This is a genomic window from Pseudomonas sp. COR18 (assembly GCF_048568395.1).
GTDB lineage: Bacteria > Pseudomonadota > Gammaproteobacteria > Pseudomonadales > Pseudomonadaceae > Aquipseudomonas > Aquipseudomonas fuscovaginae_B.
On record NZ_CP183808.1, the window covers coordinates 3,795,291 to 3,818,539 of the forward strand.

The following is a 23,249-nucleotide window of genomic DNA, read 5'->3' on the forward strand; positions in this document are numbered from 1 at the left end:
ACTCCTGCAGTCAGTCGTCGTTCACCCGCTCTGTGTACGCCAAAGGCCTGCTGGAACTGGGGCCTGTCGGTCGCCGCATCCCCGCGAAGACCGCAGTGAAATCACGGTAAATCTCCCTTCACGGCCACCTCGGGCCGGCTGCATTTGCTCGTTGACGGATTGTACATATAAGTCCAGTATGGATTTATAAGTACAAAATCAAGTTGTTTTCTTCTGTCTACTGCCGTGCCACAACACCTCCAATAACCAGCGGGAGCCCCAGCATGAAGAAGTTCACCCGGATCTGTGCCGTTACCCTGAGCCTGCTCACCAGCGCCAGCCCGTTCGCCGCCGAGAAGACCTTGCGCATCGGCATCGAGGCGGCCTATCCGCCGTTTGCGTTCAAGACCGCCGAAGGCAGGATCGGCGGCTTCGACTACGACATCGGCAATGCCTTGTGCGCGCAGATGCAGGTCAAGTGTGAATGGGTCGAGGGCGAGTTCGACGGGCTGATTCCGTCGCTCAAGGTCAAGAAGATCGATGCGGCGCTGTCGTCGATGACCATTACCGACGAGCGCAAGAAGTCGGTGGATTTCACCCACAAGTACTACTTCACCTCCTCGCGGCTGGTGATGAAGCAGGGTGCGGTGGTGGATGATCAGTACACCAGCCTCAAGGGCAAGACCATTGGCGTACAGCGTGCGACCACCACTGACCGCTACGCCACCGAAGTCCTGGAACCGCGGGGAATCAAGGTGGTGCGCTATGGCAACAACGAAGAGATCTATATGGACCTGGCGTCCGGGCGTCTGGATGGCATCTTCGCCGACACCATTCCGTTGAGCGATTTCCTGGCGATGCCGCGGGGCGCGGGCTATGCCTTTGCAGGGCCTGAACTGAAGGACCCGAAATATGTCGGCGAAGGCGCGGGGATCGCCGTGCGCAAGGGCAACAGCGAGTTGCTGGGTCAGTTGAACAAGGCCATCGACGGTATCCGCGCCAGTGGCGAATACCAGAAGATCGAAGGGAAGTATTTCAAGTCGGATATCTACGGCGACTGAGTGCCGGAGCCCGCTCGCCACAATGGGGGTCTGTCTGATAGCTCCGGCTGCTTCAGGCCTCTGCCTTCAATTCCTTCAGGTGCTTGTAAACGGTCGCCCGGCCCATGTTCAGCACGTTCGCCACATAGTTGGCCGCGCTCTTGCCCTTGAACGCGCCCTCGGCATGGAGGGCCAGCACCAGCTCGCGCTTGTGGTCGCGGGTCAGCAGGTTGAGCCCCAGTTGCCGCTGGCGCAGCCAGTTGTGCAGGAAAGTGTTGATCCGTTCCTGCCAGTCATCACGAAACAGTGCATCCGGTTGCGGCACCAGCTTGCTGGAGGAGAGGAACAGGTCCAGCGCAGCCTTGACGCTTTCAAACAGGGAAATATTCAGATTGATGCACAGCACCGCCAGCGGGGTGCCCTGGCTGTCACGCAGGACGGTGCTGACACTGCGAATCTTCTGGCCATCCCAGTTGAGCTTCTCATAGGGGCCGATATTGCGCTCGCTGACTTGACCGTCAAGCATGTCCTCCAGGGCGGCATCGTCGCCAATCTCGCGTTTGGAGATATTGTTGGCGATGTAGTCGACCTTTTGTGTGCGCAGGTCGTGCAGCACCACTTCCGCATGGGGAAAGAACAGCGTGGCAATGGCGTCGGCAATGGCTCGGAAATTATCCAGGGCGGGATCCTGTCGGGGTGTCATGGTCTTCTCCAGGCGGCGTCAGCGCCCCGGTAAGGGCGCTGGCAGTGTGCCGTAATCGCCGGCGGTCGTCATCCCAGGCGGGCAGGCGAGAGCATCGCGGCGGTCAGGCCGAAGTGTTCGAGGTGGGCCGGCAAGGCCTGGCCACGCACCAGGGCAGCGCTGGCCTGGCCCATGGCGGGAGAGGTCTGGATGCCGTAACCGCCCTGCGCCGCCACCCAGAACAGACCTGTGACCGAAGGGTCGAAACCGGCCACCAGGTTACCGTCGCTGATAAAACTGCGCAGGCCGGCCCAGGTGCGGGTCGGGCGGCGGATGCTCAGGGTGGTGGCTTCCTCGATCTGGTAGATGCCCATGGCAATGTCCAGTTCCTCGGGTTGTACGTCGTGGGGTTCGACCGGGTCGGCGTTGGCCGGCGAGCCCAGGAACATGCCGGCATCCGGTTTCATGTAGAACGATTCGTCCAGGCTCACCAGCATGGGCCAGTGATGGGTTTCCAGGCCTTCGGGCGGTGCGAAGATAAACGCGGCCCGGCGCTTGGGCTGCAGGCCCAGCGCGGCGGCACCGGCCAGATGACCGATATGATCGGCCCAGGCGCCGGCAGCGTTGATGATCACCGGGGCGCTGAAGGTCTTTCCGTTGGTCAGAACTTGCCAGCGGCCGTCGGCATCGCGCTCCAGGCCCAGGACTTCGCAGTCGGTGTGGATTTCCCCGCCTTGGCGACGGATACCGCGCAGGTAGCCCTGGTGCAGGGCATCGGTGTCGATATCGCTGGCGCTGGGGTCATAGAAGGCGCCGTGGACCTTGTCCCGGCGCAGGATCGGCAGGCGTGCGCAGGCCTCGTCGGCGCTGAGCTTCTGTACCTCGGGGACGCTGGCCTTGGCGCTCAGGTACTGCGACAGCAGTTCGTCCGGGTCGCCGTTGAAGTCTACTGTCATCTCGCCACGGGCGGTGAGCAGCGGGTGTTCGGCGAAGCCGGCGGGTGGATGGTCGAAAAAGTCCCGGCTGGCGAGGGTGAGCGCGCGTACCTGGGCGGTGCCGTAGGCGGCACTGTAGAGGGCAGCCGAACGGCCGGTGGAATGGTAGGCCGGATGCGACTCGCGCTCGAGCACGATGACCCGGCCGTGTGCGGCGAGCCAGAAACCGGTGGACGCGCCGGCAATGCCGCCGCCGATGATGATGAAGTCTGCCTGGCTCATTCAAGGTCTCCTGAAAGGTGAGGTTGGGGGGGCGGGCCTGCCGAAAAAGGGCTGGGCAGTCTTTGCGGCGAGCCGCGTTATCGTTCTTCCCGGGCAGGCCCGCCCCACAGTGCGGGGGACAAGGTGCGATCAGCCGGCGTTGTGCAGATGATAGAGCGCATTGGCCAGCGCGATATCTTCCAGGCCCAGGCCGATGGAGCGGAAAAAGACATGCCGTGCGTACTCCGGGCGCGGGACCTGTCCACTCAGCAATTCGGCCAGGTCGCCACGAATGCTGTCGGCCTCCCAGTCGTGCTTGCAACTGGCAATCAGCATCTCTCCCGCCGAGTCCGGGGTGGTCTTGCGGTAGTCGCAGTAGACCTCCATCGCTTCCAGGGCTTGCGGTGGGATTTCATGGGCGCGCGGCGCATTGGTGCTGATGGAGGTGATCAGGGCCGGTTTGCCCAGTGTGCGCGGATCAATGACCGGGGTCGCGGAGGAGGTGCAAAGCATGATCACATCGGCCTCCTCCAGGGCTGCGTCGAGGTGCGCGACGAGTTCCAGGTGGGGTTCGATCTCCAACAGGCGCCCGCGGGTTTCGGCACCGAGGTTGGGCGAATACAAGCGTATGCTCCGCCATTCACGCAGGTTCCTGGCATAACGCAGGTGTGCCTGGGCCACCGGGCCACTGCCGACGATCGCCAGGCGGCTGGCGCTCGGCGCAGCCAGGGCGTCCACGGCCACTGCAGTGGTCGCCGCGGTACGGGCAGTCGTCAGCTCGCCGGCGTCGCAAAGCAACAGCGGCTGGCCGCTGTCCATGGACATCAGCAGGGTCCAGGCGGTGACCAGCGGACCCTGCTCGCGCACGATATAGGGCGAGGTCTTGATGCCGTAGACACGCTCCTCGGCCAGCACTCCCAGGTAGTTGATGAAATCACCGTCCCCTTGTGGAAAACCGACCTGTTGCTGGGCCGGTTGCACCGCCTTTGCGGCTGCGAGATCACCGAACAGTCTGCGCATGATCTGTGGTACGTCGAGTTGCTGCAGTAACTGATGCGCCTGCGGCTGGGCAATCACATAAGGGGTGGGGCTGGGCATGCGTGGGGCTCCCTTGGATTCTTTTTGAACTGTTTTGTCTATTATGGACTTTTAGTTCAATTCGGCAATCCGCAGGCGAAAAAAAACGCCGACTGCGAACAGGCGGCGTTCTTGCGCGGTGCTTGGGGGGGCGTCAAGGACGCTGACGCACCACCGGTCGCAGCAATTCCGTCGGCGGCATCTCGCAACTGATCTTGCGCCCCAGCAGTTCCTCGATCGACGGCAACTGGTAGGAGTCGTCCTCGCCGGCGAAGCTGATGGACACGCCATCGGCCCCGGCACGACCGGTACGCCCGATACGGTGTACATAGTCATCCGGCACTTCCGGCAGGGTGAAGTTGATCACGTGGCTGATGCCGTCGATATGGATCCCGCGCCCGGCGACATCGGTGGCCACCAGTACGCGGATCTTGCCTTCGCGGAAACCTTCCAGGGTCTTGATGCGCTTGTGCTGTGGCACGTCGCCGGACAATTGGGCGGCGTTCACGCCGTCACGCACCAGGCGTTCCTCGATACGCCGCACCTCGTCCTTGCGGTTGGCGAAGACCATCACCCGTTCCCAGCCGTTGTCGTTGACCAGGTTGTACAGCAGCTTGTACTTGTCGGCCGAGGCCACCGCATAGATGTGCTGCTCGACGTTCTGGTTGGCGACGTTCTGCGATTCGATCTCGACGATCGCCGGGTCGGTGGTCCATTGCCGGGCAAGGTTCATCACGTCGTCGGTGAAGGTCGCGGAGAACAGCAGGGTCTGGCGTTCGCTTTTCGGCGGGGTCTGGCGAATGATCTGGCGAACCTGCGGGATGAAGCCCATGTCGAGCATGCGGTCGGCTTCGTCCAGCACCATCACCTCGACCATGTCCAGGTGCACCTCGCCGCGCTGGTTGAAGTCCAGCAGGCGGCCCGGGGTGGCGACGAGAATGTCGCAATGACGGGCTTCGAGCTGCTTGAGCTGCTTGTCGAAATCCATGCCGCCGACGAACTGCATGACGTTCAGGCCGGTGTACTTGGTCAGGTCGGCGGCGTCCTTGGCGATCTGCACCACCAGTTCACGGGTCGGCGCGATGATCAGTGCCCGGGGCTCGCCCATGTAGCGCTCGGCCGGAGGTGGCGTCTGCAGCAACTGGGTGATGGTCGAGATCAGGAAGGCGGCGGTCTTGCCGGTGCCGGTCTGGGCGCGGCCGATCGCATCCTTGCCGGCCAGGGTGTAGCCCAGCACCTGCGCCTGGATAGGCGTGCAGTAGGGGAAGCCCAGGTCGTGGATGGCGTGCATCAGTTCCGGTGCCAGCCTGAAGTCGTGGAAGCGGGTCTTGCCTTCCTGGGGTTCGACGACGAAGTCCTCCAGCTTCCACGGTGCCGGTTTTGGCTTCGGCGCCCGCTCGCGGCGTGGCTGGGCGGCCTTGGGCTTCCCGGCGCTGGGCTGGCCGGAGGGCTGTGGGGCGGCGGTCGGCTGGGCTTTCGGTTTTGCCGCGGGCTCGGCACGTTCCGACGACTGGCCGGTCAGGCGGCTTTCTGGTGGGGGAGTCGGAGTGCCGGTACCTGGTGCGAGCTGCTCAGTCTCGCCTTTACCGAATATTTTTTTGAGTGCTTTGAGCACGGTCGTCTCATCAATTGGTTAAGGAATGTACGCCGGCCAGTGTAATGCAAGAATCGGGCGCGGCGTAGTGCGTTACGGCGATCAGCGCAAACGAGCGGCCAGCCAGGTGCCGATGTCGTTGATTTCCTCCGGTAACACTTCGTGGCCCATTGGGTATTCCTGCCATGTCGCGGTGACATCATTGCGCTTCAGGTGCTCGTAGGCGGTGCGACCCATGGCGTTCTGCACCACCTCGTCGTAATGGCCATGCAGGCAGTACACCGGAATCCGTTGCTGGCTGGCCGAAAGCTGCAATTCGTCACTGAAGGTCGGGGCGTAGGTCGACAGGGCCAGCACGCCACCGAGGGCGCCCTGCCACCTCAGGAAAGCGGTGTGCAGCACCACCGCGCCGCCCTGGGAGAAGCCGGCGAGGAAGATTCGCGTCGGGTCGATACCTTCGGCCCGCTGGGCCTTGATCAGTGCGATCACGCTGTCTGCCGAGGCCTCGAGCTCTTCGTGGCTGATGGAGCGCGCCGGGCTCATGGCCAGGATGTCGTACCAGCTGGGCATGGCGTAGCCGCCGTTGATCGTGACGGCGCGGGTGGGAGCCTGGGGTAGCACGAACCGGGTGCTCGGCAGGCGCTCCTGCAGGGCCTCGGCCACGGGCAGGAAGTCGTAGCGATCGGCGCCCAGGCCGTGAAGCCAGATGACACAGGCGTCGGCGGGTTTGGCCGGGTGGATGATCAGGGGATCGGTCATATCTGCTCCATTTGCTCCATTAATGTGCGTGCGCTCCGATTGGGTGCGTGATTGCAGTGCACAGCTGGCGTATCTGTTAAGAAGATGTCGCAACTTTGAAAGTTTTCTTGTTGACCTCTGGCTGAATCGCTTTACCCATCACTGTGGTACGGGCTTTGCTATGGGAGATTCGAGTGTGTGCTTTCCCCCGCTGGCGGTAACACTAACAGGCTAGCGTCAGCAGTGGGATAGCACGAATCCGGCTAACGGATTCGGATTGATGTTCGCCACCGGCCGGGAAGGCTCCGCGAACACAGGGCGCAAGCCGTTCGGCCGATTGGCGGGCAATGAGTGCACCCCGGGGATGTCCCCCAACTAGACTCATGGCTCAAAGTCTTTGTCGCTGACCCAAAAATAAGCCAACCCGGGTCAACTAACGCCTCATAAGGGTGCGACAAGGCTCTAGCTCCGACACAACAAGAGCAACTGGAGGTTTGAATGAAGATGTTGAAATCCACCCTGGCAGTCGTGACTGCTGCTGTCGTCCTGGGTGTCAGCGGTTTTGCACAAGCGGGTGCCACCCTCGATGCCGTTCAGAAGAAGGGTTTTATCCAGTGCGGTGTGAGTGATGGTCTGCCAGGTTTCTCGGTACCTGACGCCAGCGGCAAGATCATCGGTATCGACGCCGACGTCTGCCGCGCCGTTGCCGCTGCCGTGTTCGGCGATGCGACCAAGGTCAAGTTCAGCCAGTTGAATGCCAAGGAGCGTTTCACCGCCCTGCAGTCCGGCGAGATCGACATCCTTTCGCGTAACACCACCATGACCAGTTCCCGTGACGCGGGCATGGGCCTGAAATTCCCCGGCTTCATCACCTACTACGACGGCGTGGGCTTCCTGGCCAACAACAAGCTGGGCGTGAAGAGTGCCAAGGAACTGGATGGCGCGACCATCTGCATTCAAGCCGGTACCACCACCGAACTGAACGTGTCCGACTACTTCCGTGCCAATGGCCTGAAGTACACCCCGATCACCTTCGACACCTCCGACGAAAGCGCCAAGTCGCTGGAATCCGGTCGTTGCGACGTACTGACTTCGGACAAGTCCCAACTGTTCGCCCAGCGCAGCAAGCTGGCTTCGCCGAAGGACTACGTGGTTCTGCCGGAAACCATTTCCAAGGAGCCTCTGGGCCCGGTCGTGCGTAACGGCGACGACGAGTGGCTGGCCATCGTGCGCTGGGTCGGCTACGCGCTGCTCAACGCCGAGGAAGCCGGTATCACCTCGAAAAACGTCGAGGCTGAAGCCAAGTCGACCAAGAACCCTGACGTAGCCCGCCTGCTGGGCGCCGACGGTGAATATGGCAAGGACCTCAAGCTGCGCAAGGACTGGGTTGTGCAGATCGTCAAGCAGGTCGGTAACTACGGCGAGATCTTCGAGAAGAACCTCGGCAAGAGCACTCCGCTGGAAATCGATCGTGGCCTGAACGCCCTGTGGAACAACGGCGGTATTCAATACGCACCTCCTGTGCGCTGATTGATCTGTCGCCCGGCGGGCCAACCGCCGGGCGATCTTCCCTGTTCCGTTTTTTCTGGGGCACTTCATGCAAAATCAAGTCGGCGCACCAAAGCAGAGGCTCAGCCTCAGCGATCCGCGAGTGCGTGCGTGGTTATTCCAGATCATCACGGTTGTCGCGGTGATCGCCTTGGGCTGGTACCTGTTCCACAACACCCAGACCAACCTGCAACACCGGGGCATCACCTCGGGCTTCGGTTTCCTCGAGCGCAGTGCCGGTTTCGGTATCGCTCAGCACCTGATCGACTACACCGAATCCGACAGCTATGCGCGTGTATTCGTCATCGGTCTGCTCAACACCCTGCTGGTGACCTTCATCGGTGTCATCCTGGCGACGATCCTTGGCTTCATCATCGGTGTCGCGCGGCTGTCGTCGAACTGGATCATCAACAAGCTGGCGACCATCTATGTCGAGGTGTTCCGCAACATCCCGCCATTGCTGCAGATCCTGTTCTGGTACTTCGCGGTGTTCCTGACCATGCCGGGGCCGCGCAACAGCCATAACATCGCCGATACGTTCTTCGTCAGCAGCCGTGGCCTGAACATGCCGGCGGCCATCGCCGCGCCAGGCTTCTGGCCGTTCGTGGTCAGCCTGGTACTGGCCATCGTCGCGATCGTCTTCATGACCCGCTGGGCCAACCGGCGCTTTGAAGAAACCGGCGAGCCGTTCCACAAGTTCTGGGCCGGGCTGGGGTTGTTCATCGTTATCCCGCTGCTCTGCACGCTGGTCTTCGGCGCGCCGGTGCACTGGGAAATGCCCAAGCTGCAAGGCTTCAACTTCGTTGGCGGCTGGGTATTGATCCCTGAGCTGCTGGCGCTGACCCTGGCCCTGACGGTGTACACCGCGGCGTTCATCGCCGAAATCGTCCGTTCGGGTATCCGTTCGGTCAGCCATGGCCAGACCGAGGCGGCGCGCTCCCTGGGGCTGCGCAACGGTCCGACCCTGCGCAAGGTGATCATCCCCCAGGCCCTGCGCGTGATCATTCCACCGCTGACCAGCCAATACCTGAACCTGGCGAAGAACTCGTCCCTGGCGGCCGGTATCGGTTATCCGGAAATGGTTTCGCTGTTTGCCGGTACGGTGCTCAACCAGACCGGGCAGGCCATCGAAGTCATTGCCATCACCATGAGCGTGTACCTGGCGATCAGTATCAGCATTTCCCTGCTGATGAACTGGTACAACAAGCGCATCGCGCTGATCGAGCGGTGAGGAAAGGCCCATGAGTTCCCATACCTTCAAACCTGACATGCCCCCACCGAGCAGCAGCATCGGCGTGGTCGCATGGATTCGGGCCAACATGTTCTCCAGCTGGATCAACACGCTGCTGACCCTGTTCGCCTTCTATCTGATCTATCTGGTGGTGCCGCCGATCCTGCATTGGGCGATCCTGGATGCCAACTGGGTCGGCACCACCCGTGCCGACTGCACCAAGAGCGGTGCCTGCTGGGTGTTCATCCAGCAGCGTTTCGGCCAGTTCATGTACGGCTACTACCCGCAGGAACTGCGCTGGCGCATCGATTCGACGGTGTGGCTGGCGATCATCGGTGCGGCGCCGCTGTTCATCTCGCGCTTCCCGCGCAAGGCGATCTACGGCCTGTGCTTCCTGGTGGTGTTCCCGATCGTCGCCTTCATCCTGCTGCACGGCGGCTTCGGCCTGGAAACCGTGGCGACCAGCCAGTGGGGCGGCCTGATGCTGACCCTGGTGATCGCTACCGTCGGTATCGCCGGCGCCCTGCCGCTGGGCATCCTGCTGGCGCTGGGACGGCGTTCCAATCTGCCGGCGATCCGTGTGGTCTGCGTGACCTTCATCGAGTTCTGGCGCGGCGTGCCGCTGATCACCGTGCTGTTCATGTCCTCGGTGATGCTGCCGTTGTTCCTGCCCGAGGGCATGAACTTCGACAAGCTGTTGCGGGCACTGATCGGGGTGATCATGTTCCAGTCGGCATATGTCGCCGAAGTGGTACGTGGCGGCCTGCAGGCTATTCCGAAAGGGCAGTACGAAGCCGCGGCCGCGATGGGCCTGGGCTACTGGCGCGCCATGGGCCTGGTGATTCTGCCGCAGGCCCTGAAGCTGGTGATCCCCGGCATCGTCAACACGCTGATCGCATTGTTCAAGGATACGAGCCTGGTGATCATCATCGGTCTGTTCGACCTGCTCAACAGCGTCAAGCAGGCCGCCGCCGACCCGAAATGGCTCGGCATGGCTACCGAGGGCTACGTGTTCGCCGCCCTGGTGTTCTGGATTTTCTGTTTTGGTATGTCCCGCTACTCCATGCATCTGGAGCGCAAGCTGGACACAGGCCACAAGCGTTAGGAGTCAAGTGATGAGCGAAGCGATCAAACAGCCTGTGGGTCCTGAAGGCATTATTCAGATGCAGGGCGTGAACAAGTGGTACGGGCAGTTCCACGTACTCAAGGACATCAACCTGAACGTGCGGCAGGGCGAGCGTATCGTGCTTTGCGGTCCGTCCGGCTCGGGCAAGTCGACCACTATCCGCTGCCTCAACCGCCTGGAAGAGCACCAGCAGGGCCGCATCGTGGTCGATGGCGTGGAACTGACCAACGACCTCAAGCAGATCGAGGCGATCCGCCGTGAAGTCGGCATGGTGTTCCAGCACTTCAACCTGTTCCCGCACCTGACCATTCTGCAGAACTGCACCCTGGCGCCAATGTGGGTTCGCAAGATGCCCAAGCGCAAGGCGGAAGAAATCGCCATGCACTACCTGGAGCGCGTGCGTATCCCGGACCAGGCGCACAAGTTCCCCGGGCAGCTCTCCGGCGGCCAGCAACAGCGTGTGGCGATTGCCCGTGCACTGTGCATGAAACCGAAGATCATGCTGTTCGACGAGCCGACCTCGGCCCTCGACCCGGAAATGGTGAAGGAGGTTCTGGACACCATGATCGGCTTGGCAGAAGACGGCATGACCATGCTCTGCGTGACCCACGAAATGGGCTTTGCCCGTACCGTGGCCAACCGCGTGATCTTCATGGACAAGGGCGAGATCGTCGAACAGGCGGCCCCGAACGACTTCTTCGACAACCCGCAGAACGATCGGACCAAGACGTTCCTCAGCCAGATCCTGCATTGATCGACTGGCGCTGAATGAAAAACCCGGACCTGGTCCGGGTTTTTTTATGGGGCGGCATCGACTGTCGCCTGCGGCTTGAGCGCCCGCCGGTTTCTGGGATAGGCTAGTGAAAATTCATCCTATGATTGGATGTCAAGGCGAGACCATGTCCCCAAGCATTCCCCTGACCAAGCGCTCCCTGGTCGACCAGGCCCTGGAGCAATTGCGTGAACGCATCAGTCGCGGCACCTGGGTGGTGGGCGAGCGCCTGCCGACCGAGCCGGAGTTGGCGGCCGAGCTGGGCATCAGCCGCAACACCATGCGCGAGGCCATGCGTGTGCTGGCGTTTTCCGGGTTGATCGAGATTCGCCAGGGCGACGGCAGTTATTTGCGGGCCACCACCGATCCGTTGGCGACCATGCAGGCGTTGTCGCGCTGTTCCCTGGACCAGGCGCGCGAGACGCGGCACAGTTTTGAAGTCGAGGCCATTGGTCTGGCGGCCCTGCGTCGTACCGACGAGGACCTCAAGGGTTTGCGTGAAGCGCTGGATGCCAGCAGCCACCACTACCACGGTGATCTCGACTGCTACATCTCCTGCGACCTGGTCTTTCACCAGCGGCTGATCGACGCCGCGCACAACCCCATGCTCAGCGAGCTGTATCGCTACTTCTCCAGCGTGATCGCCAGCGCCTTGCGCCAGACCCTCGACATCACGCCCCGCCGCCAGTCGGTGTTCGATCTGCACGTCGCGCTCCTCGAGGCAGTCGAGCAGCGCGATCCCGAACGCGCCAAGGCCCTGTGCAGGACCCTGATCAATGAACCTTGAATCCGAGACCATCATGCCCCGTTCCATTCCCGAGGCCGGCGCCTCGACGCAGCCGCGCCGAGGCGAACTCGATCCGCTGCTGATCGATGCCGAAGCCGATGACGCCATCGTCCAGCAGGCTCACCCGGTACTGCGCCGTCCCTGGCTGTTGCTGCTGGGGCTGGTGCTGGTGGCGTTGAACCTGCGCCCGGCGCTGTCGAGCATGGCACCGATGCTCAGCGAAGTGTCCCGCAGCCTCGGCTTGTCGGCGGCCAAGGCCGGCCTGCTGACGACCCTGCCGGTACTCTGCCTGGGCCTGTTCGCGCCCCTGGCGCCGGTGCTGGCCCGGCGTTTCGGCAGCGAGCGGGTGGTTCTGGGGATTCTCCTGACCCTGGCCGGCGGCATGCTCCTGCGCAGTTCCCTGGGCGAGTTCGGCCTGTTTGCCGGCAGTATCCTGGCTGGCGCGAGCATTGGTGTGATCGGCGTCCTGCTGCCGGGGATCGTCAAGCGTGACTTTGCCAGGCATGCCGGGACCATGACCGGCGTCTACACCATGGCCCTGTGCCTGGGGGCGGCCATGGCGGCGGGCTCGACCGTGCCACTGAGTCAGCACTTCGGTAACAGCTGGTCGCTGGGGTTGGGCTTCTGGGTGGTGCCGGCCCTGGTAGCGGCCGTGGTATGGCTGCCGCAGGTCGGCAGCCGGCAGGGGGCGCACCAGGCGGCCTATCGTGTGCGTGGCCTGTTGCGTGATCCGCTGGCCTGGCAGGTGACCCTGTACATGGGCCTGCAATCGTCGCTGGCCTACATCGTGTTCGGTTGGCTGCCTTCGGTGCTGATCGGCCGTGGCCTGACGCCAACCCAGGCGGGCATCGTGCTCTCCGGTTCGATCCTGGTCCAGCTGGCCAGTTCCCTGGCGGCGCCCTGGCTGGCGACCCGTGGCAAGGACCAGCGACTGGCGATCCTGGTGGTCATGCTGCTGACCCTGGGTGGCCTGTTCGGTTGCCTGTACGCGCCCCTCGACGGCCTGTGGGGTTGGGCGATCGTGCTGGGGCTTGGGCAGGGGGGGACCTTCAGCCTGGCACTGACCCTGATCGTCCTGCGTTCGCGCGATGCCCATGTGGCGGCGAACCTGTCGAGCATGGCCCAGGGCATCGGCTACACCCTGGCGTCCATGGGCCCGTTCGCGGTGGGCCTGGTGCATGACCTCACCGGCGGCTGGCAGGCGCTGGGCTGGATTTTCGCGGTGGTCGGCCTGGGTGCGATCGCTGCCGGGCTCGGGGCCGGGCGGGCGCTGTACGTGCAGGTCAACAGCGAAAAACTCTGAATGGCCCCGTACTCCCGGTATTCGAATGGCGAATGCCGATAGTCAGCGGCGCATTTGCGGACTATCGTGCAGGCAATCCTTTTACCTGCACGGAGCCCGTACATGAGTGATGCCCACAGCGCGTTGATTACCGAGTTCTACAAGGCCTTCCAGCGGCTGGATGCCGAGGCGATGAGCGCCTGCTACACCGAGGATGTGCTGTTCAGCGACCCGGCCTTCGGTGAGTTGCGCGGGCGTGATGCCGGCGACATGTGGCGCATGCTCACCACCCGGGCCAAGGACTTTTCCCTGACCTTCGACAATGTCCGTGCCGACGAGCGCAGCGGTGGTGCCCATTGGGTGGCGACCTACCTGTTCAGCCAGACCGGCAACATCGTGGTCAACGATATCCAGGCCCGCTTCGTGTTTCGCGACGGCAGGATCTGCGAGCATCACGACAGTTTTGACCTGTGGCGCTGGGCCCGCCAGGCACTGGGGGCCAAGGGCTTGATCCTGGGCTGGACGCCGCTGGTGAAGAATGCCGTGCGTGGCCAGGCGCTCAAGGGACTCAAGGCATTCCAGGCAAGCCGCTGAGGTCTGTTAAGATCTCATCCCCCGTTTCCGCTCAAGCCGCCTGCCACGTGAACACCAGCCCGGAACCCGAAGTCATCGCCGAGACCGTCGTGCCGGCGACCAAATCCTGGTTCGTCTATCTGGTGCGGGCGGCCAACGGTTCGTTGTATTGCGGTATCAGCGACGACCCGCAGCGGCGTTTCGCCTCGCACCAGAGCGGCAAGGGCGCGCGCTTCTTCCACTCGAGCCCCGCGGTGGCGCTGGTTTACGTCGAAGCGTGCCGTGACAAGGGCGATGCCCTGCGCCAGGAGCGCCTGATCAAGAAACTGCGCAAGAGCGCCAAGGAGGCGTTGGCGGCGAGCTTCTGCCTGGAAGCCTTTTCGGCCGGGCGAAAGTGACCCGCGCTCCCTGGCCGTACCGTCGGCCATTAGTGCCTTCGATAGGGCGATATCAGCCAGGTCGGGTAGGCTGGCGCCGATTTGCAGGCTAAGCTGCGGACTCCTACTCGTACGGCGGATCCCGGCATGTCTGAGCTGATTCTTCACCACTATCCAACGTCCCCCTTTGCCGAAAAGGCTCGGCTGCTGCTGGGTTTCAAGGGGCTGTCCTGGCGCTCGGTGAACATCCCGCCGATGATGCCCAAGCCTGACCTGACGGCCCTGACCGGTGGCTATCGCAAGACTCCGGTGCTGCAGGTGGGCGCGGACATCTACTGCGATACCGCGCTGATCGCCCGTCGCCTGGAGCAGGAAAAGGCTTCGCCGGCATTGTTCCCCGAAGGCCGGGAGATGGTGGCCACGACGTTCGCCGCCTGGGCCGATTCGGTGGCCTTCCGGCATGCCGTGGCTCTGGTGTTCCAGCCGGAATCGGCGGCGGTGCGTTTCGCCCGGTTCTCCCCGGAACAGGCCAAGGCCTTCATGGCTGACCGTGCCGGGTTGTTCAGCGGTGGTTCGGCCACCCGGGTTCCGCTGGAGGAAGCCAGGCATTCATGGCCGGCCTTCATGGCCCGACTGGAACAGCAACTGCAGCGTGAGGAAGGCGACTTCCTGTTCGGCGAGCCGTCCATCGCCGATTTCTCGATGGCGCATATCCTGTGGTTCCTCAAGGCTACGCCGGTCACTTCGCCGCTGGTGGATGAGTACCCTGCAGTGCTGGCCTGGTTCGAGCGGGTGATGGGCTTCGGGCACGGTGCCTCGAACGTGATGACGGCCGAGGAGGCGGTACAGGTGGCACGGGAAGCTGTGCCGGCAGAGCTGCCCGAGGAACCTTTCGTCGATCCGAACGGCTTCACCGCGGGGCAGCAGGTCGTGATTGCCGCCACGGACTACGGCGTCGACCCGGTGGCCGGCGAGCTGCTGTTTGCCGGCAGCGAGGAACTGATCCTGCGGCGTGAGGATGAGCGGGCGGGGGTGGTGCATGTCCACTTCCCGCGGCTGGGGTTCCGTATCGAGGCGCGTTGAGCGGCGTGGCATTCTGTAGGAGCAGTCGGTGCGGCGTCCGACTTGCCCGCTAACAGGCCCGTGCGGCCGCTGAAAGCTTCGCGGGCAAGCCCGCTCCTGCAGGGCGGAGTCACTTGAGGGCAGCGAGGATGTTGTCTGGTCGATAACCGCGAATCAGCGTGCCGTTGACGTCGAGTATCGGAATCCCGCCGCCGCCCAGGGCCTGGTAGGCCTTGCGCGCCTGCGCGTCCTTTTCGATATCGAATTCCTTGAACGGAATGTCCTTCTGGTCAAGAAAGCGCCGGGTCGCCTTGCAGTAGCCACACCATTCGGTGGCGTAGAGCACCACCCGGGCCTGGCTGCGGGTCTGCTCGGACACCACCGATTCGGGGTGGAACACCCGCTCGATCCTGCCCCAGTTCTGGTAGACCACGACCACCAGCAGGATCAGCAGGAACTTCTTCAGCACGCCAGCGAGCATCGATCAGTCCTTGCGGCGCTTGAGCTGATCGGTGAGCTGGGTCGGCAGGCCCTTGATGATCAGTGTGCCGGCCTCCTCGTCATACTCGATCTTCGAGCCCAGCAGGTGCGCCTCGAAGCTGATGGACAGCCCCTCGGCCCGGCCGGTGAAGCGGCGGAACTGGTTCAGGGTGCGTTTGTCTGCCGGGATTTCCGGGGACAGCCCGTAGTCCTTGTTGCGAATGTGTTCGTAGAACGCCCGGGGACGATCCTCGTCGATCAGCCCCGAGAGTTCCTCCAGGGCCACCGGCTCGCCGAGTTTCGCCTGGCTGCTGGCATAGTCGACCAGGGCCTTGGTTTTCTCGCGGGCGTCGTCTTCGGGCAGGTCCTCGCTCTCGACGAAGTCGCTGAAGGCCTTGAGCAGGGTACGGGTTTCGCCCGGGCCGTCGACGCCTTCCTGGCAGCCGATGAAGTCGCGGAAGTACTCCGAGACCTTCTTGCCGTTCTTGCCCTTGATGAAGGAAATGTATTGCTTGGACTGCTTGTTGTTCTGCCACTCGGAAATGTTGATCCGCGCGGCCAGGTGCAACTGGCCCAGGTCCAGGTGCCGGGACGGCAGGACGTCCAGTTCGGCGTTCACCGCCACGCCTTCGCTGTGGTGCAGCAGGGCGATGGCCAGGTAGTCGGTCATGCCTTGCTGGTAGTGGGCGAACAGCACGTGGCCGCCGGTGGAAAGGTTGGACTCCTCCATCAGCTTCTGCAGGTGTTCGACCGCCACCCGGCTGAAGGCGGTGAAGTCCTTGCCGCCATCGAGGTACTCCTTCAGCCAGCCGCTGAACGGGTAGGCGCCCGATTCGCCGTGGAAAAGACCCCAGGCCTTGCCTTGCTTGGCGTTGTAGCTTTCATTGAGATCGGCCAGCAGGTGCTCGATGGCCTGGGACTCGCTCAGTTCGGAGTCACGGGCATGGAGCACGGCGGGTGTGCCATCGGGTTTCTTGTCGATCAGGTGGACGATGCAATGACGGATCGGCATGGGCTTCTCGGCTGGTGGTCGGGGGGAGAGGCGCGGCTCCCCGGGTAAAGCCGTCAGTGTACCGTACCGTGGCGCTGAAGCAGCGTTTGGCGGAACAAACTTGACCAATCAGCGGTTTCTGGCAGTTTTTTTTCGAAAACGAGCGCAAAAGCTGACCAAATGGCTAGGTAGAGGCGGATATTTCCCCGTCTCTGTGCTAGCTTTGCCCCGTCTTGCGCCAAGGTATGCGCGCAAAGCGTGTTTTCAGCAGGTGTCAGGTCGAACCAAACCCCGTTTTTGTTATCTACATCCGCGATCCGTCGCGGTTTATCAGCGGGGTGTCAGGTCCAAAAGGCTTGGCTCGATGGCTGGCACTGCACTCTGCAATCCAAATGAATTTGATAGGGAAGGAACATCTCAATGGCTATTACCAAAGACCAACTGATCGCCGATATCGCCGAAGCTACCGCTCTGCAGAAGACTGAAGTGCGCAAGGTTCTCGAGCAACTGACCGATATCGTTGCTGATCAGCTGGAAAACGGCGGCGAAATCACTCTGCCAGGCGTTGGCAAACTGAAAGTGACCGAGCGTCCTGCCCGTACTGGCCGTAACCCTTCGACTGGCGCTGCCATCGAAATCGCTGCCAAGAAAGTGATCAAGCTGGTTGTAGCCAAGGCCCTGACCGACGCTGTCAACAAGTAAGATGCCGTGAAACCGTGCCTTGGAGCGATCCGGGCGCGGTTTTTTTCGCCTGCGAAATGGCGTTGTTCGATTTATCCCCGGCTTGGCCCGCCGGCAGGCACCCAGCGTTCCTGGCGCCAGGCCTGTTGCCGGGCCTTGTCCTGGAAGGTCCAGGCGACGAAGCGGCTCTGCTTCTGGCCCTGGGACATCTCCACGACCCGGCTTTCCAGGACACCGACCTTCTTCAGGGCCGCCTCGATGGCAGGCAGGTTCGAGGCCTTGGATACCAGCGTACTGAACCACAGTACCTGGTTCGCCAGCGGCGAGCTTTCGCTGATCAGTTGCGTCACGAAGCGCGCCTCGCCACCTTCGCACCACAACTCCGCAGCCTGGCCGCCAAAGTTCAGCACCGGCAGCTTGCGCTTGGGGTCGGCCTTGCCGAGGGCCTTCCATTTACGTCGACTGCCGCTCTGGGCCTCATCGAGGGAGGCGTGAAACGGCGGATTGCAAAGGGTCAGGTCAAAATACTCGTCACTGCCCAGCAGGCCGCTGAGGATGTGTTTCGGGTTGTCCTGCTGGCGCAGGCTGATGGCCCTGTTCAGGCCGTTGGACTGGACGATCGCCTTGGCGGCGGCGAGGGCCGTGGGGTTGATGTCTGAGCCGAGGAACTGCCAGCGATAGTCGCCATGGCCGATCAGCGGGTAGATGCAGTTGGCCCCGACGCCGATATCCAGCACCCGCACGGCAGCACCACGGGGAATCACGCCGTCGTTGTGTTCGGCCAGCAGGTCGGCGAGGAAGTGCACGTAGTCGGCCCGGCCCGGTACTGGCGGGCAGAGGAAGTCCGCCGGGATGTCCCAGTGGGCGATGCCGTAGAAGGCCTTGAGCAGGGCCCGGTTGAACACGCGCACGGCCGCCGGGTCGGCGAAGTCGATGCTTTCCTTGCCGTAGGGGTTGATGATCACGAACTGGCCCAGCTCCGGGCAGCCCTTGATCAGTTGCGGGAAGTCATAACGCCCCTGGTGACGGTTGCGCGGATGCAGTGCGGCTTTTTCGCGCGGCTGTGCCGCCTTGGCCGGGGCGGCCTTGGCGGGTTTTTTACGTGGGGGCTTGGGTTTGCTTGGGGCGTTCATGGGCAGGGTCGGTTCAGGTAAGGCTCGATTGACCGGCATTGTCCCACATTCGCCCGCTCAGGGCTGGAATGCGCCGATGAAGATCGCCGGGTCGACCCGGGCGTCGTTCAGGCTGATGTTCCAGTGCATGTGTGGCCCGGTGGCGCGTCCGGTGGAGCCGACCTTGCCGACCACGGCACCGCGGGCCAGGGTCTGGCCGACCTGCACGTCGATCTTCGACATGTGGCAGAACATGCTGATGAAACCCTGGCCGTGATCGACGAACACGGTGTTGCCGTTGAAGAAGTAGTTGCCGGTGAGGATCACCTTGCCGGCGGCCGGTGTCTTGATCGGCGTACCGGCCGGCACCGCGAAGTCCAGCCCGGCGTGGGGGTTGCGTTCCTCGCCGTTGAAGAACCGGCGTACGCCGAAGCGGCTCGACAATGGGCCGTTCACCGGTTTGTCCAGCAGCAGGTTGCTCGGCGTGCCCGGACTGAAGCTGCGATAGGCGCGCAGTTGCACCGCCAGTTCCTCATCGATGCGCTTGAGGTCGGCCGGGTTGGGATTGACCTGGCGGGTGTTTTTCAGCGTGATGTGCTGTTCCGGGTATTGCTTGCTGCCGACGCTGAAACCGAGATTACGGCTGCCCGAGCTGATCTGCTGGTTGCCGGGCTTGACGCTCAGCGGGATGCCGACGATCGCCAGCCAGTTGTTCTGCTCTTTGACCACCAACACCGGTTTGCCCTGGTAACTGGCCTTGGGCGCCTGGGCCGCCGTGCCGAGGTCGACCACGGCGACGCCGCCGGGCACCGGTTTGTTCAGCAGGCGGGTGATGTAGCTGTCGGCGTGGGCATTGCAGGCCAGGCCCAGGAGCAGCAGGGCGGCAAGAAAACGCGGCATGTTCAGATCCCTTGAAAGTCAGTCCAGTAGCGAGAGGGTCACGGGTGTCAGGTGGTTGTCCTCGACCCGCACCTGCAATTCGCCCTCGGCCAGTTTCGCCTTCAGCCGTTGGCCGGGGCGGGTCTGCCCGGCATTGCGGATGGCCTGGCCGCGCTCGTCCAGCAGGATGCTGTAGCCGCGTCCGAGGGTCGCCAGCGGGCTGACCACATGCAGGGTTTGCATCTGGCTCTGCAACTGCAGGCGCCGCGCCTTCAGGCCCTCGCGCATGGCTCGGGGCAGGCGTTCGGCAAGGCTGTCCAGGCGTTGGCGCAGCAGCGCCAACTGACGGCCCGGATGCTGGCCGGCGAGGCGGGTTTCCAGGCGCAGGAGCTTTTGTCGGCGATTATCGAGCTGGCGTTCAAAGGCCCGGCGCAAGCGCATGTCCAGGTCATCCAGGCGCTGGGCCTGCTGACGCAGGCGTTCGCCCGGATGCCGCAGGCGCCGGGCCAGGCCGTCCAGGCGCAGGCGCTCACGCGCCAGCCGGTCCTGCATGCGCATCACCAGGCGACGATGCAGGTTCTCGACCCGGCGTTGCAGGTCGCTGGAATCGGGGGCCAGCAGTTCGGCCGCAGCCGAGGGCGTCGGGGCGCGCACGTCGGCGACGAAGTCGCTGATGGACACATCGGTTTCGTGGCCGATGGCGCTGACGATCGGCGTCACGCAGGCATCCACGGCGCGGGCGACCGCTTCTTCGTTGAAGCACCAGAGGTCTTCCAGCGAGCCGCCGCCGCGGGCCAGGATCAGCGCGTCGAAACCCTTGGCGTCGGCGATTTTCAGGGCGCGAACGATCTGCGCGGTGGCCTCGCGGCCCTGGACCGCAGTGGGGATCAGGGTCAGTTCCACCTGCGGTGCGCGCCGACGGAAGACGCTGATGATGTCGCGGATCACTGCGCCGGTCGGCGAACTGACGATACCGATCCGTTGGGGGTGGGCCGGCAACGGGACCTTGCGTTGCGCGCTGAACAGGCCTTCGGCACCGAGCTTTTCCTTCAAGGCTTCGAACGCCAGGCGCAGCGCGCCATCACCGGCCGGTTCGACGGTGTCGAGAATCAACTGGTAATCGCCGCGGCCCTCGAACAGCGAGACCTTGCCGCGCACCTTGACCGCCAGGCCATCCTTCAGGGCCTGGCGTACGCGGGCGGCGTTCTGCCGGAACAGCGCGCAGCGCACCTGGGCGCCGCTGTCCTTGAGGGTGAAATAGATATGGCCGGAGGCCGGGCGGGCGAGGTTGGAGATTTCGCCTTCGACCCAGACATTGCTGAACACGTCTTCCAGCAACACCCGCGCGCGGCCGTTGAGCTGACTGACAGTAAGGACTTCGCGGTCGAGGCCCAGACGGGAAAAGGGGTCTTTGATCATGGCGGGCATGATAAAGGCATTTGCTGGCCGATCACCATGCTCTGTGAATGGAGGCCACTATTCTTGTGGATTTATCAGGATGGTTTCTGTGCGGCCACCCAATAGGAGCTTCCGTGTCTGGAAGGGCGCAACCGCCAGCAAGCCGGGCCCCACAAGGGGCAATCAGTGTTGCAGGTGCTGCCGGAAGCACTCGACGAACTGGGCCACCAGCGGTGTTGGTTCCTGGCGGCAGACCAGGGCCAGGGTGCTCTGGCAGTCCGGGTCACTGAGTGGCAGGAAGTGGATGTTGGCCGGGGCGATGTCCCGCATCGACTCCGGCAGCAGGGCGATGCCGAACCCGGCCTGGATCAGTTGCAACTGGGTGGTCTTGCGCGATACCACTCGGGCCGCCTTGGGAAAGAACCCCTGGCGCATGCACAATTCGGCCGACAGGTAACTCAAGCCACCCCGCTGGGGATGGGGGATGGAGATGAAGGCTTCGTCCCTGAGCAGTGCCAGGTCAATGCCTTCGGTCGACCCCGCCAGCGCATGGTCCGGTGGCACGGCCAGCAACAGGCGCTCGCTGAACAGCGGCAGGATCTGGACGCCTTCGCGCTGGCGCAGCACCGGCAGGCGCAACAGGCCGACATCCAGCCGACCCTCGGCCAACTCTTCAAGTTGCGCCTCGGAAGACAACTTGGCGATATCCATCGAAGCGCCCGGGCTCTGCTCCAGGTAATGACCGATTGCCCGCAGCAGGCGTCCGCTCATCGGCACGGTGCTGGAATGGCTCAGGCGCAACGTGCCCAGTTGGCCATTGCCGACCTGGGTCGCCAGCTCGCTGGCCTTGTTCAATTCGTTCAGCAGGTTTCTCGCCCTTGGATAGAAGGCCTCGCCAGCCGCTGTCAGCCGCGGCTGGCGTGCGGTGCGCTCGAAAAGGGGCGTTTGCAGGTGATGTTCCAGTTCCTTGATCTGCCGGCTCAAGGCGGACTGGGCAATGAACAGGCGCTCGGCGGCCGCACTGAAACTGCCGGAGTCGGCGATTTCGACGAAGTAACGCAACTGGCGGGTGGAAATCACAAGTCATGCCTTTTCGAGATGGGTGAAGGGCTTTGAACATATTAGTCGCAAGGCTCGCCAATGGCTAAAGTCAAGCGAACCCATTGTGGAAGTCGTTTCTCATGAGTGTCGTCGCGTTGTTGAGCCAGTGGCCGTTCAGTGCCACCGACTGGTTGGTGGTGGAACTGGGTGTCGCCCTGGCCTATATCGTCTTTGGCGTGGCCGGTTTCGGTACGGCGCTGGTGGCCGGTCCGATCCTGCTCCTGTTCATGCCGTTGTCGAAGATCGTGCCGTTGCTGGTGTTGCTGGATTTCGTCGCGGCGTTCGGCAACCTGCTGCCGTCGCGCAAGGATGTCGCCCGCTCGGAACTGTTGCGCCTGTTGCCCTGCATGGCGGTGGGTTGCACCCTGGGCGTGGTGTTCCTGCTCAACCTCAAGTCCGACATCCTGCTGTTGCTGATGGGCCTGTTCATCAGCGCCTATGCCCTCTACAGCCTGCTGATCAAGGTTCGGCCCACACAGTTGAAGGCTGGCTGGGCAGTGCCCATGGGGACGGTGGGCGGGATGTTCGGCGCGTTGTTCGGCAGTGGCGGCTTTCTCTATGCGATCTACCTCAACAGCCGGCTGCCCAAGGATGCGGCCCGGGCCACGCAGAGCGCGCTGATCAGTTGCAGCACGGTGGTGCGTCTGTCGCTGTTCGTGATCGCCGGGGTCTACGCCGAACTACCTTTATTACTGTTGGCGCTGTGCCTGCTGCCGGCAATGGCGTTGGGGCTGTGGATCGGCCGGCGGGTGACGGCGAGATTGTCCCGTGAAGCCTTCGTGCGTCTGGTGACCTGGCTGGTGCTGGCCAGTGGCATTGCGCTGATCAGCCGCTACTTCAGTGCTTGACCTGGGGGGGCAGGGGATTAAGCTGCTGCGCCGGGTTGCCGAAAAGCTGTTCTCTCCCGACGCACCCGCCCGTAGCCATGAAGTCCCTGAGCATGAACACCCAAAGCATCATCGTCCCGAAAATCTCCACCCTGCCGGTTCACGAGCCTCGTGCCCGGGCGATCCTGCGTTGGCTGGTACGCAAGAACATCGTCGAGGAGCAACTGAGCACCTGCGGCCGCACCGGCAATCGCATGGCCTACGCCATCGCCCCGGGGGCGGCCAATGTGGTCCTGCGTCCTGAGGCGCTGCCGTTCGGCGAGCCGATCAACGGCCTGGAGATCATCACCAAGCGCTGCATCTATACTCCGTCCAGGGGCTTTCTCGAAGAGGCCGGCTGTGCCGAATGCCGCCGGGAAGTCGGCGAGGCGCTGTTCGACAGCCTGGAAGACTGGATGCCGGGGCGTACCGAGAACTTCATCTGCCCATTGTGCGGGCATGAGGACGACATCAACGGTTTCCTGTTCCTTCAGCCCTGCGCCTTCTCCAACCTGGGATTCATCTTCAATAACTGGCTGGAAGCCGGTTTCAGGCAGGCGTTTCTCGACGAGTTCGCCGACTGGCTGGATCAGCCCGTCGCCTGGGTGCAGGTCGAGCTGTAAATAGGCCAAGGTTTACATTGAGCCGGGGCCCTGGTGTGAGTATAATGGCGCGCT

At 63.1% G+C, this 23,249-nt stretch carries 24 protein-coding genes; 13 read left to right on the top strand and 11 right to left on the bottom strand.

Annotated features, from left to right (window positions below; all coding sequences use genetic code 11):
* Nucleotides 1–263 precede the first annotated feature (263 nt).
* On the top strand, nt 264–1,040 hold the full coding sequence (locus tag ACM62G_RS17515; RefSeq protein ID WP_054057828.1) for an ABC transporter substrate-binding protein: 777 nt from the start codon (nt 264–266) through the stop codon (nt 1,038–1,040).
* Nucleotides 1,041–1,092: 52 nt separating this feature from the next.
* Here the strand turns inward: ACM62G_RS17515 and ACM62G_RS17520 are convergent, their stop codons facing one another.
* From ACM62G_RS17520 to ACM62G_RS17540, 5 genes are all read right to left on the bottom strand, one after another.
* Nucleotides 1,093–1,722, bottom strand: a complete 630-nt coding sequence (locus tag ACM62G_RS17520) for a helix-turn-helix transcriptional regulator (RefSeq protein ID WP_419735236.1) — start codon at nt 1,720–1,722, stop codon at nt 1,093–1,095.
* 68 nt (nt 1,723–1,790) lie between these two features.
* Complete coding sequence (locus ACM62G_RS17525; RefSeq protein WP_419735237.1) at nt 1,791–2,918, bottom strand: NAD(P)/FAD-dependent oxidoreductase; 1,128 nt, start codon at nt 2,916–2,918, stop codon at nt 1,791–1,793.
* Between the two features lie 129 nt (nt 2,919–3,047).
* A complete protein-coding gene (locus ACM62G_RS17530) occupies nt 3,048–3,995 on the bottom strand; it encodes an ornithine cyclodeaminase family protein (protein WP_419735238.1) in 948 nt (315 codons plus the stop codon).
* A 133-nt stretch (nt 3,996–4,128) separates the two neighbouring features.
* Nucleotides 4,129–5,589: an ATP-dependent RNA helicase RhlB gene (gene rhlB / locus ACM62G_RS17535; protein ID WP_419735239.1), complete on the bottom strand. Its 1,461-nt coding sequence runs from the start codon at nt 5,587–5,589 to the stop codon at nt 4,129–4,131.
* Nucleotides 5,590–5,670: 81 nt separating this feature from the next.
* Nucleotides 5,671–6,327, bottom strand: coding sequence for an alpha/beta hydrolase (locus tag ACM62G_RS17540; RefSeq protein WP_419735240.1), 657 nt, complete (start codon nt 6,325–6,327; stop codon nt 5,671–5,673).
* 477 nt (nt 6,328–6,804) lie between these two features.
* Here ACM62G_RS17540 and ACM62G_RS17545 point away from each other — a divergent pair, with 477 nt between their 5' ends.
* From ACM62G_RS17545 to ACM62G_RS17585, 9 genes are all read left to right on the top strand, one after another.
* A complete protein-coding gene (locus tag ACM62G_RS17545; protein ID WP_017904198.1) occupies nt 6,805–7,836 on the top strand; it encodes an amino acid ABC transporter substrate-binding protein in 1,032 nt (343 codons plus the stop codon).
* Nucleotides 7,837–7,903: 67 nt separating this feature from the next.
* Nucleotides 7,904–9,085, top strand: coding sequence for an amino acid ABC transporter permease (locus tag ACM62G_RS17550; protein ID WP_054057834.1), 1,182 nt, complete (start codon nt 7,904–7,906; stop codon nt 9,083–9,085).
* A gap of 10 nt (nt 9,086–9,095) precedes the next feature.
* The gene (locus tag ACM62G_RS17555) at nt 9,096–10,190 is read left to right on the top strand and encodes an amino acid ABC transporter permease (RefSeq protein ID WP_054057835.1); all 1,095 of its coding nucleotides are present in this window, start codon (nt 9,096–9,098) and stop codon (nt 10,188–10,190) included.
* Between the two features lie 10 nt (nt 10,191–10,200).
* Nucleotides 10,201–10,965 (top strand): amino acid ABC transporter ATP-binding protein, encoded by a 765-nt coding sequence (locus ACM62G_RS17560; RefSeq protein WP_054057836.1) that lies wholly within the window; start codon nt 10,201–10,203, stop codon nt 10,963–10,965.
* A 145-nt stretch (nt 10,966–11,110) separates the two neighbouring features.
* Nucleotides 11,111–11,770, top strand: a complete 660-nt coding sequence (locus tag ACM62G_RS17565; RefSeq protein WP_273825990.1) for a FadR/GntR family transcriptional regulator — start codon at nt 11,111–11,113, stop codon at nt 11,768–11,770.
* Nucleotides 11,760–13,073, top strand: a complete 1,314-nt coding sequence (locus ACM62G_RS17570; RefSeq protein ID WP_419735241.1) for a CynX/NimT family MFS transporter — start codon at nt 11,760–11,762, stop codon at nt 13,071–13,073. Before ACM62G_RS17565 ends, ACM62G_RS17570 begins: the two co-directional genes overlap by 11 nt.
* A gap of 102 nt (nt 13,074–13,175) precedes the next feature.
* Nucleotides 13,176–13,646: a nuclear transport factor 2 family protein gene (locus tag ACM62G_RS17575; protein ID WP_273825992.1), complete on the top strand. Its 471-nt coding sequence runs from the start codon at nt 13,176–13,178 to the stop codon at nt 13,644–13,646.
* Nucleotides 13,647–13,693: 47 nt separating this feature from the next.
* Complete coding sequence (locus ACM62G_RS17580; RefSeq protein WP_273825993.1) at nt 13,694–14,023, top strand: GIY-YIG nuclease family protein; 330 nt, start codon at nt 13,694–13,696, stop codon at nt 14,021–14,023.
* 126 nt (nt 14,024–14,149) lie between these two features.
* Nucleotides 14,150–15,085, top strand: coding sequence for a glutathione S-transferase family protein (locus ACM62G_RS17585; RefSeq protein ID WP_419735242.1), 936 nt, complete (start codon nt 14,150–14,152; stop codon nt 15,083–15,085).
* Between the two features lie 109 nt (nt 15,086–15,194).
* Here ACM62G_RS17585 and ACM62G_RS17590 read toward each other — a convergent pair whose 3' ends face one another.
* Entirely contained in the window at nt 15,195–15,545 is a 351-nt protein-coding gene (locus ACM62G_RS17590) for a glutaredoxin family protein (protein ID WP_419735243.1), read from the bottom strand.
* 3 nt (nt 15,546–15,548) lie between these two features.
* Complete coding sequence (gene yejK / locus ACM62G_RS17595) at nt 15,549–16,556, bottom strand: nucleoid-associated protein YejK (RefSeq protein WP_054057843.1); 1,008 nt, start codon at nt 16,554–16,556, stop codon at nt 15,549–15,551.
* A gap of 399 nt (nt 16,557–16,955) precedes the next feature.
* Here yejK and ACM62G_RS17600 point away from each other — a divergent pair, with 399 nt between their 5' ends.
* Nucleotides 16,956–17,237, top strand: coding sequence for an HU family DNA-binding protein (locus ACM62G_RS17600; protein WP_010445708.1), 282 nt, complete (start codon nt 16,956–16,958; stop codon nt 17,235–17,237).
* A gap of 71 nt (nt 17,238–17,308) precedes the next feature.
* On the opposite strand, the gene rlmF is transcribed toward ACM62G_RS17600, so the two are convergent.
* From rlmF to ACM62G_RS17620, 4 genes are all read right to left on the bottom strand, one after another.
* Complete coding sequence (gene rlmF, locus ACM62G_RS17605; protein ID WP_419735244.1) at nt 17,309–18,349, bottom strand: 23S rRNA (adenine(1618)-N(6))-methyltransferase RlmF; 1,041 nt, start codon at nt 18,347–18,349, stop codon at nt 17,309–17,311.
* A gap of 57 nt (nt 18,350–18,406) precedes the next feature.
* Complete coding sequence (locus ACM62G_RS17610; RefSeq protein WP_273825997.1) at nt 18,407–19,228, bottom strand: M23 family metallopeptidase; 822 nt, start codon at nt 19,226–19,228, stop codon at nt 18,407–18,409.
* An 18-nt stretch (nt 19,229–19,246) separates the two neighbouring features.
* Nucleotides 19,247–20,626 carry an exodeoxyribonuclease VII large subunit gene (xseA, locus tag ACM62G_RS17615; RefSeq protein WP_419735245.1) on the bottom strand — a complete coding sequence of 460 codons (1,380 nt, stop codon included), beginning with the start codon at nt 20,624–20,626 and terminating at the stop codon, nt 19,247–19,249.
* 162 nt (nt 20,627–20,788) lie between these two features.
* A complete protein-coding gene (locus ACM62G_RS17620) occupies nt 20,789–21,685 on the bottom strand; it encodes a LysR family transcriptional regulator (protein ID WP_419735246.1) in 897 nt (298 codons plus the stop codon).
* Nucleotides 21,686–21,786: 101 nt separating this feature from the next.
* Here ACM62G_RS17620 and ACM62G_RS17625 point away from each other — a divergent pair, with 101 nt between their 5' ends.
* Both ACM62G_RS17625 and ACM62G_RS17630 read left to right on the top strand, forming a co-directional pair.
* Nucleotides 21,787–22,554: a sulfite exporter TauE/SafE family protein gene (locus ACM62G_RS17625; RefSeq protein ID WP_054057405.1), complete on the top strand. Its 768-nt coding sequence runs from the start codon at nt 21,787–21,789 to the stop codon at nt 22,552–22,554.
* A gap of 92 nt (nt 22,555–22,646) precedes the next feature.
* Nucleotides 22,647–23,195 carry a sugar ABC transporter ATPase gene (locus ACM62G_RS17630; RefSeq protein ID WP_419735247.1) on the top strand — a complete coding sequence of 183 codons (549 nt, stop codon included), beginning with the start codon at nt 22,647–22,649 and terminating at the stop codon, nt 23,193–23,195.
* Nucleotides 23,196–23,249: the final 54 nt, after the last annotated feature.

Excerpts from the sequence above, each read along its gene's own strand:
- ACM62G_RS17540 (WP_419735240.1), bottom strand. The coding sequence starts at position 6,327 with ATGACCGATCCCCTGATCATCCACCCGGCCAAACCCGCCGACGCCTGT.
- ACM62G_RS17570 (WP_419735241.1), top strand. The coding sequence starts at position 11,760 with ATGAACCTTGAATCCGAGACCATCATGCCCCGTTCCATTCCCGAGGCC.
- ACM62G_RS17630 (WP_419735247.1), top strand. The coding sequence starts at position 22,647 with ATGAACACCCAAAGCATCATCGTCCCGAAAATCTCCACCCTGCCGGTT.
- ACM62G_RS17565 (WP_273825990.1), top strand. The coding sequence starts at position 11,111 with ATGTCCCCAAGCATTCCCCTGACCAAGCGCTCCCTGGTCGACCAGGCC.
- ACM62G_RS17515 (WP_054057828.1), top strand. The coding sequence starts at position 264 with ATGAAGAAGTTCACCCGGATCTGTGCCGTTACCCTGAGCCTGCTCACC.
- ACM62G_RS17610 (WP_273825997.1), bottom strand. The coding sequence starts at position 19,228 with ATGCCGCGTTTTCTTGCCGCCCTGCTGCTCCTGGGCCTGGCCTGCAAT.
- ACM62G_RS17585 (WP_419735242.1), top strand. The coding sequence starts at position 14,150 with ATGTCTGAGCTGATTCTTCACCACTATCCAACGTCCCCCTTTGCCGAA.
- yejK (WP_054057843.1), bottom strand. The coding sequence starts at position 16,556 with ATGCCGATCCGTCATTGCATCGTCCACCTGATCGACAAGAAACCCGAT.
- ACM62G_RS17545 (WP_017904198.1), top strand. The coding sequence starts at position 6,805 with ATGAAGATGTTGAAATCCACCCTGGCAGTCGTGACTGCTGCTGTCGTC.
- rlmF (WP_419735244.1), bottom strand. The coding sequence starts at position 18,349 with ATGAACGCCCCAAGCAAACCCAAGCCCCCACGTAAAAAACCCGCCAAG.
- ACM62G_RS17530 (WP_419735238.1), bottom strand. The coding sequence starts at position 3,995 with ATGCCCAGCCCCACCCCTTATGTGATTGCCCAGCCGCAGGCGCATCAG.
- ACM62G_RS17590 (WP_419735243.1), bottom strand. The coding sequence starts at position 15,545 with ATGCTCGCTGGCGTGCTGAAGAAGTTCCTGCTGATCCTGCTGGTGGTC.
- ACM62G_RS17550 (WP_054057834.1), top strand. The coding sequence starts at position 7,904 with ATGCAAAATCAAGTCGGCGCACCAAAGCAGAGGCTCAGCCTCAGCGAT.
- ACM62G_RS17520 (WP_419735236.1), bottom strand. The coding sequence starts at position 1,722 with ATGACACCCCGACAGGATCCCGCCCTGGATAATTTCCGAGCCATTGCC.
- ACM62G_RS17525 (WP_419735237.1), bottom strand. The coding sequence starts at position 2,918 with ATGAGCCAGGCAGACTTCATCATCATCGGCGGCGGCATTGCCGGCGCG.
- ACM62G_RS17560 (WP_054057836.1), top strand. The coding sequence starts at position 10,201 with ATGAGCGAAGCGATCAAACAGCCTGTGGGTCCTGAAGGCATTATTCAG.
- ACM62G_RS17575 (WP_273825992.1), top strand. The coding sequence starts at position 13,176 with ATGAGTGATGCCCACAGCGCGTTGATTACCGAGTTCTACAAGGCCTTC.
- ACM62G_RS17600 (WP_010445708.1), top strand. The coding sequence starts at position 16,956 with ATGGCTATTACCAAAGACCAACTGATCGCCGATATCGCCGAAGCTACC.
- ACM62G_RS17625 (WP_054057405.1), top strand. The coding sequence starts at position 21,787 with ATGAGTGTCGTCGCGTTGTTGAGCCAGTGGCCGTTCAGTGCCACCGAC.
- ACM62G_RS17555 (WP_054057835.1), top strand. The coding sequence starts at position 9,096 with ATGAGTTCCCATACCTTCAAACCTGACATGCCCCCACCGAGCAGCAGC.
- xseA (WP_419735245.1), bottom strand. The coding sequence starts at position 20,626 with ATGATCAAAGACCCCTTTTCCCGTCTGGGCCTCGACCGCGAAGTCCTT.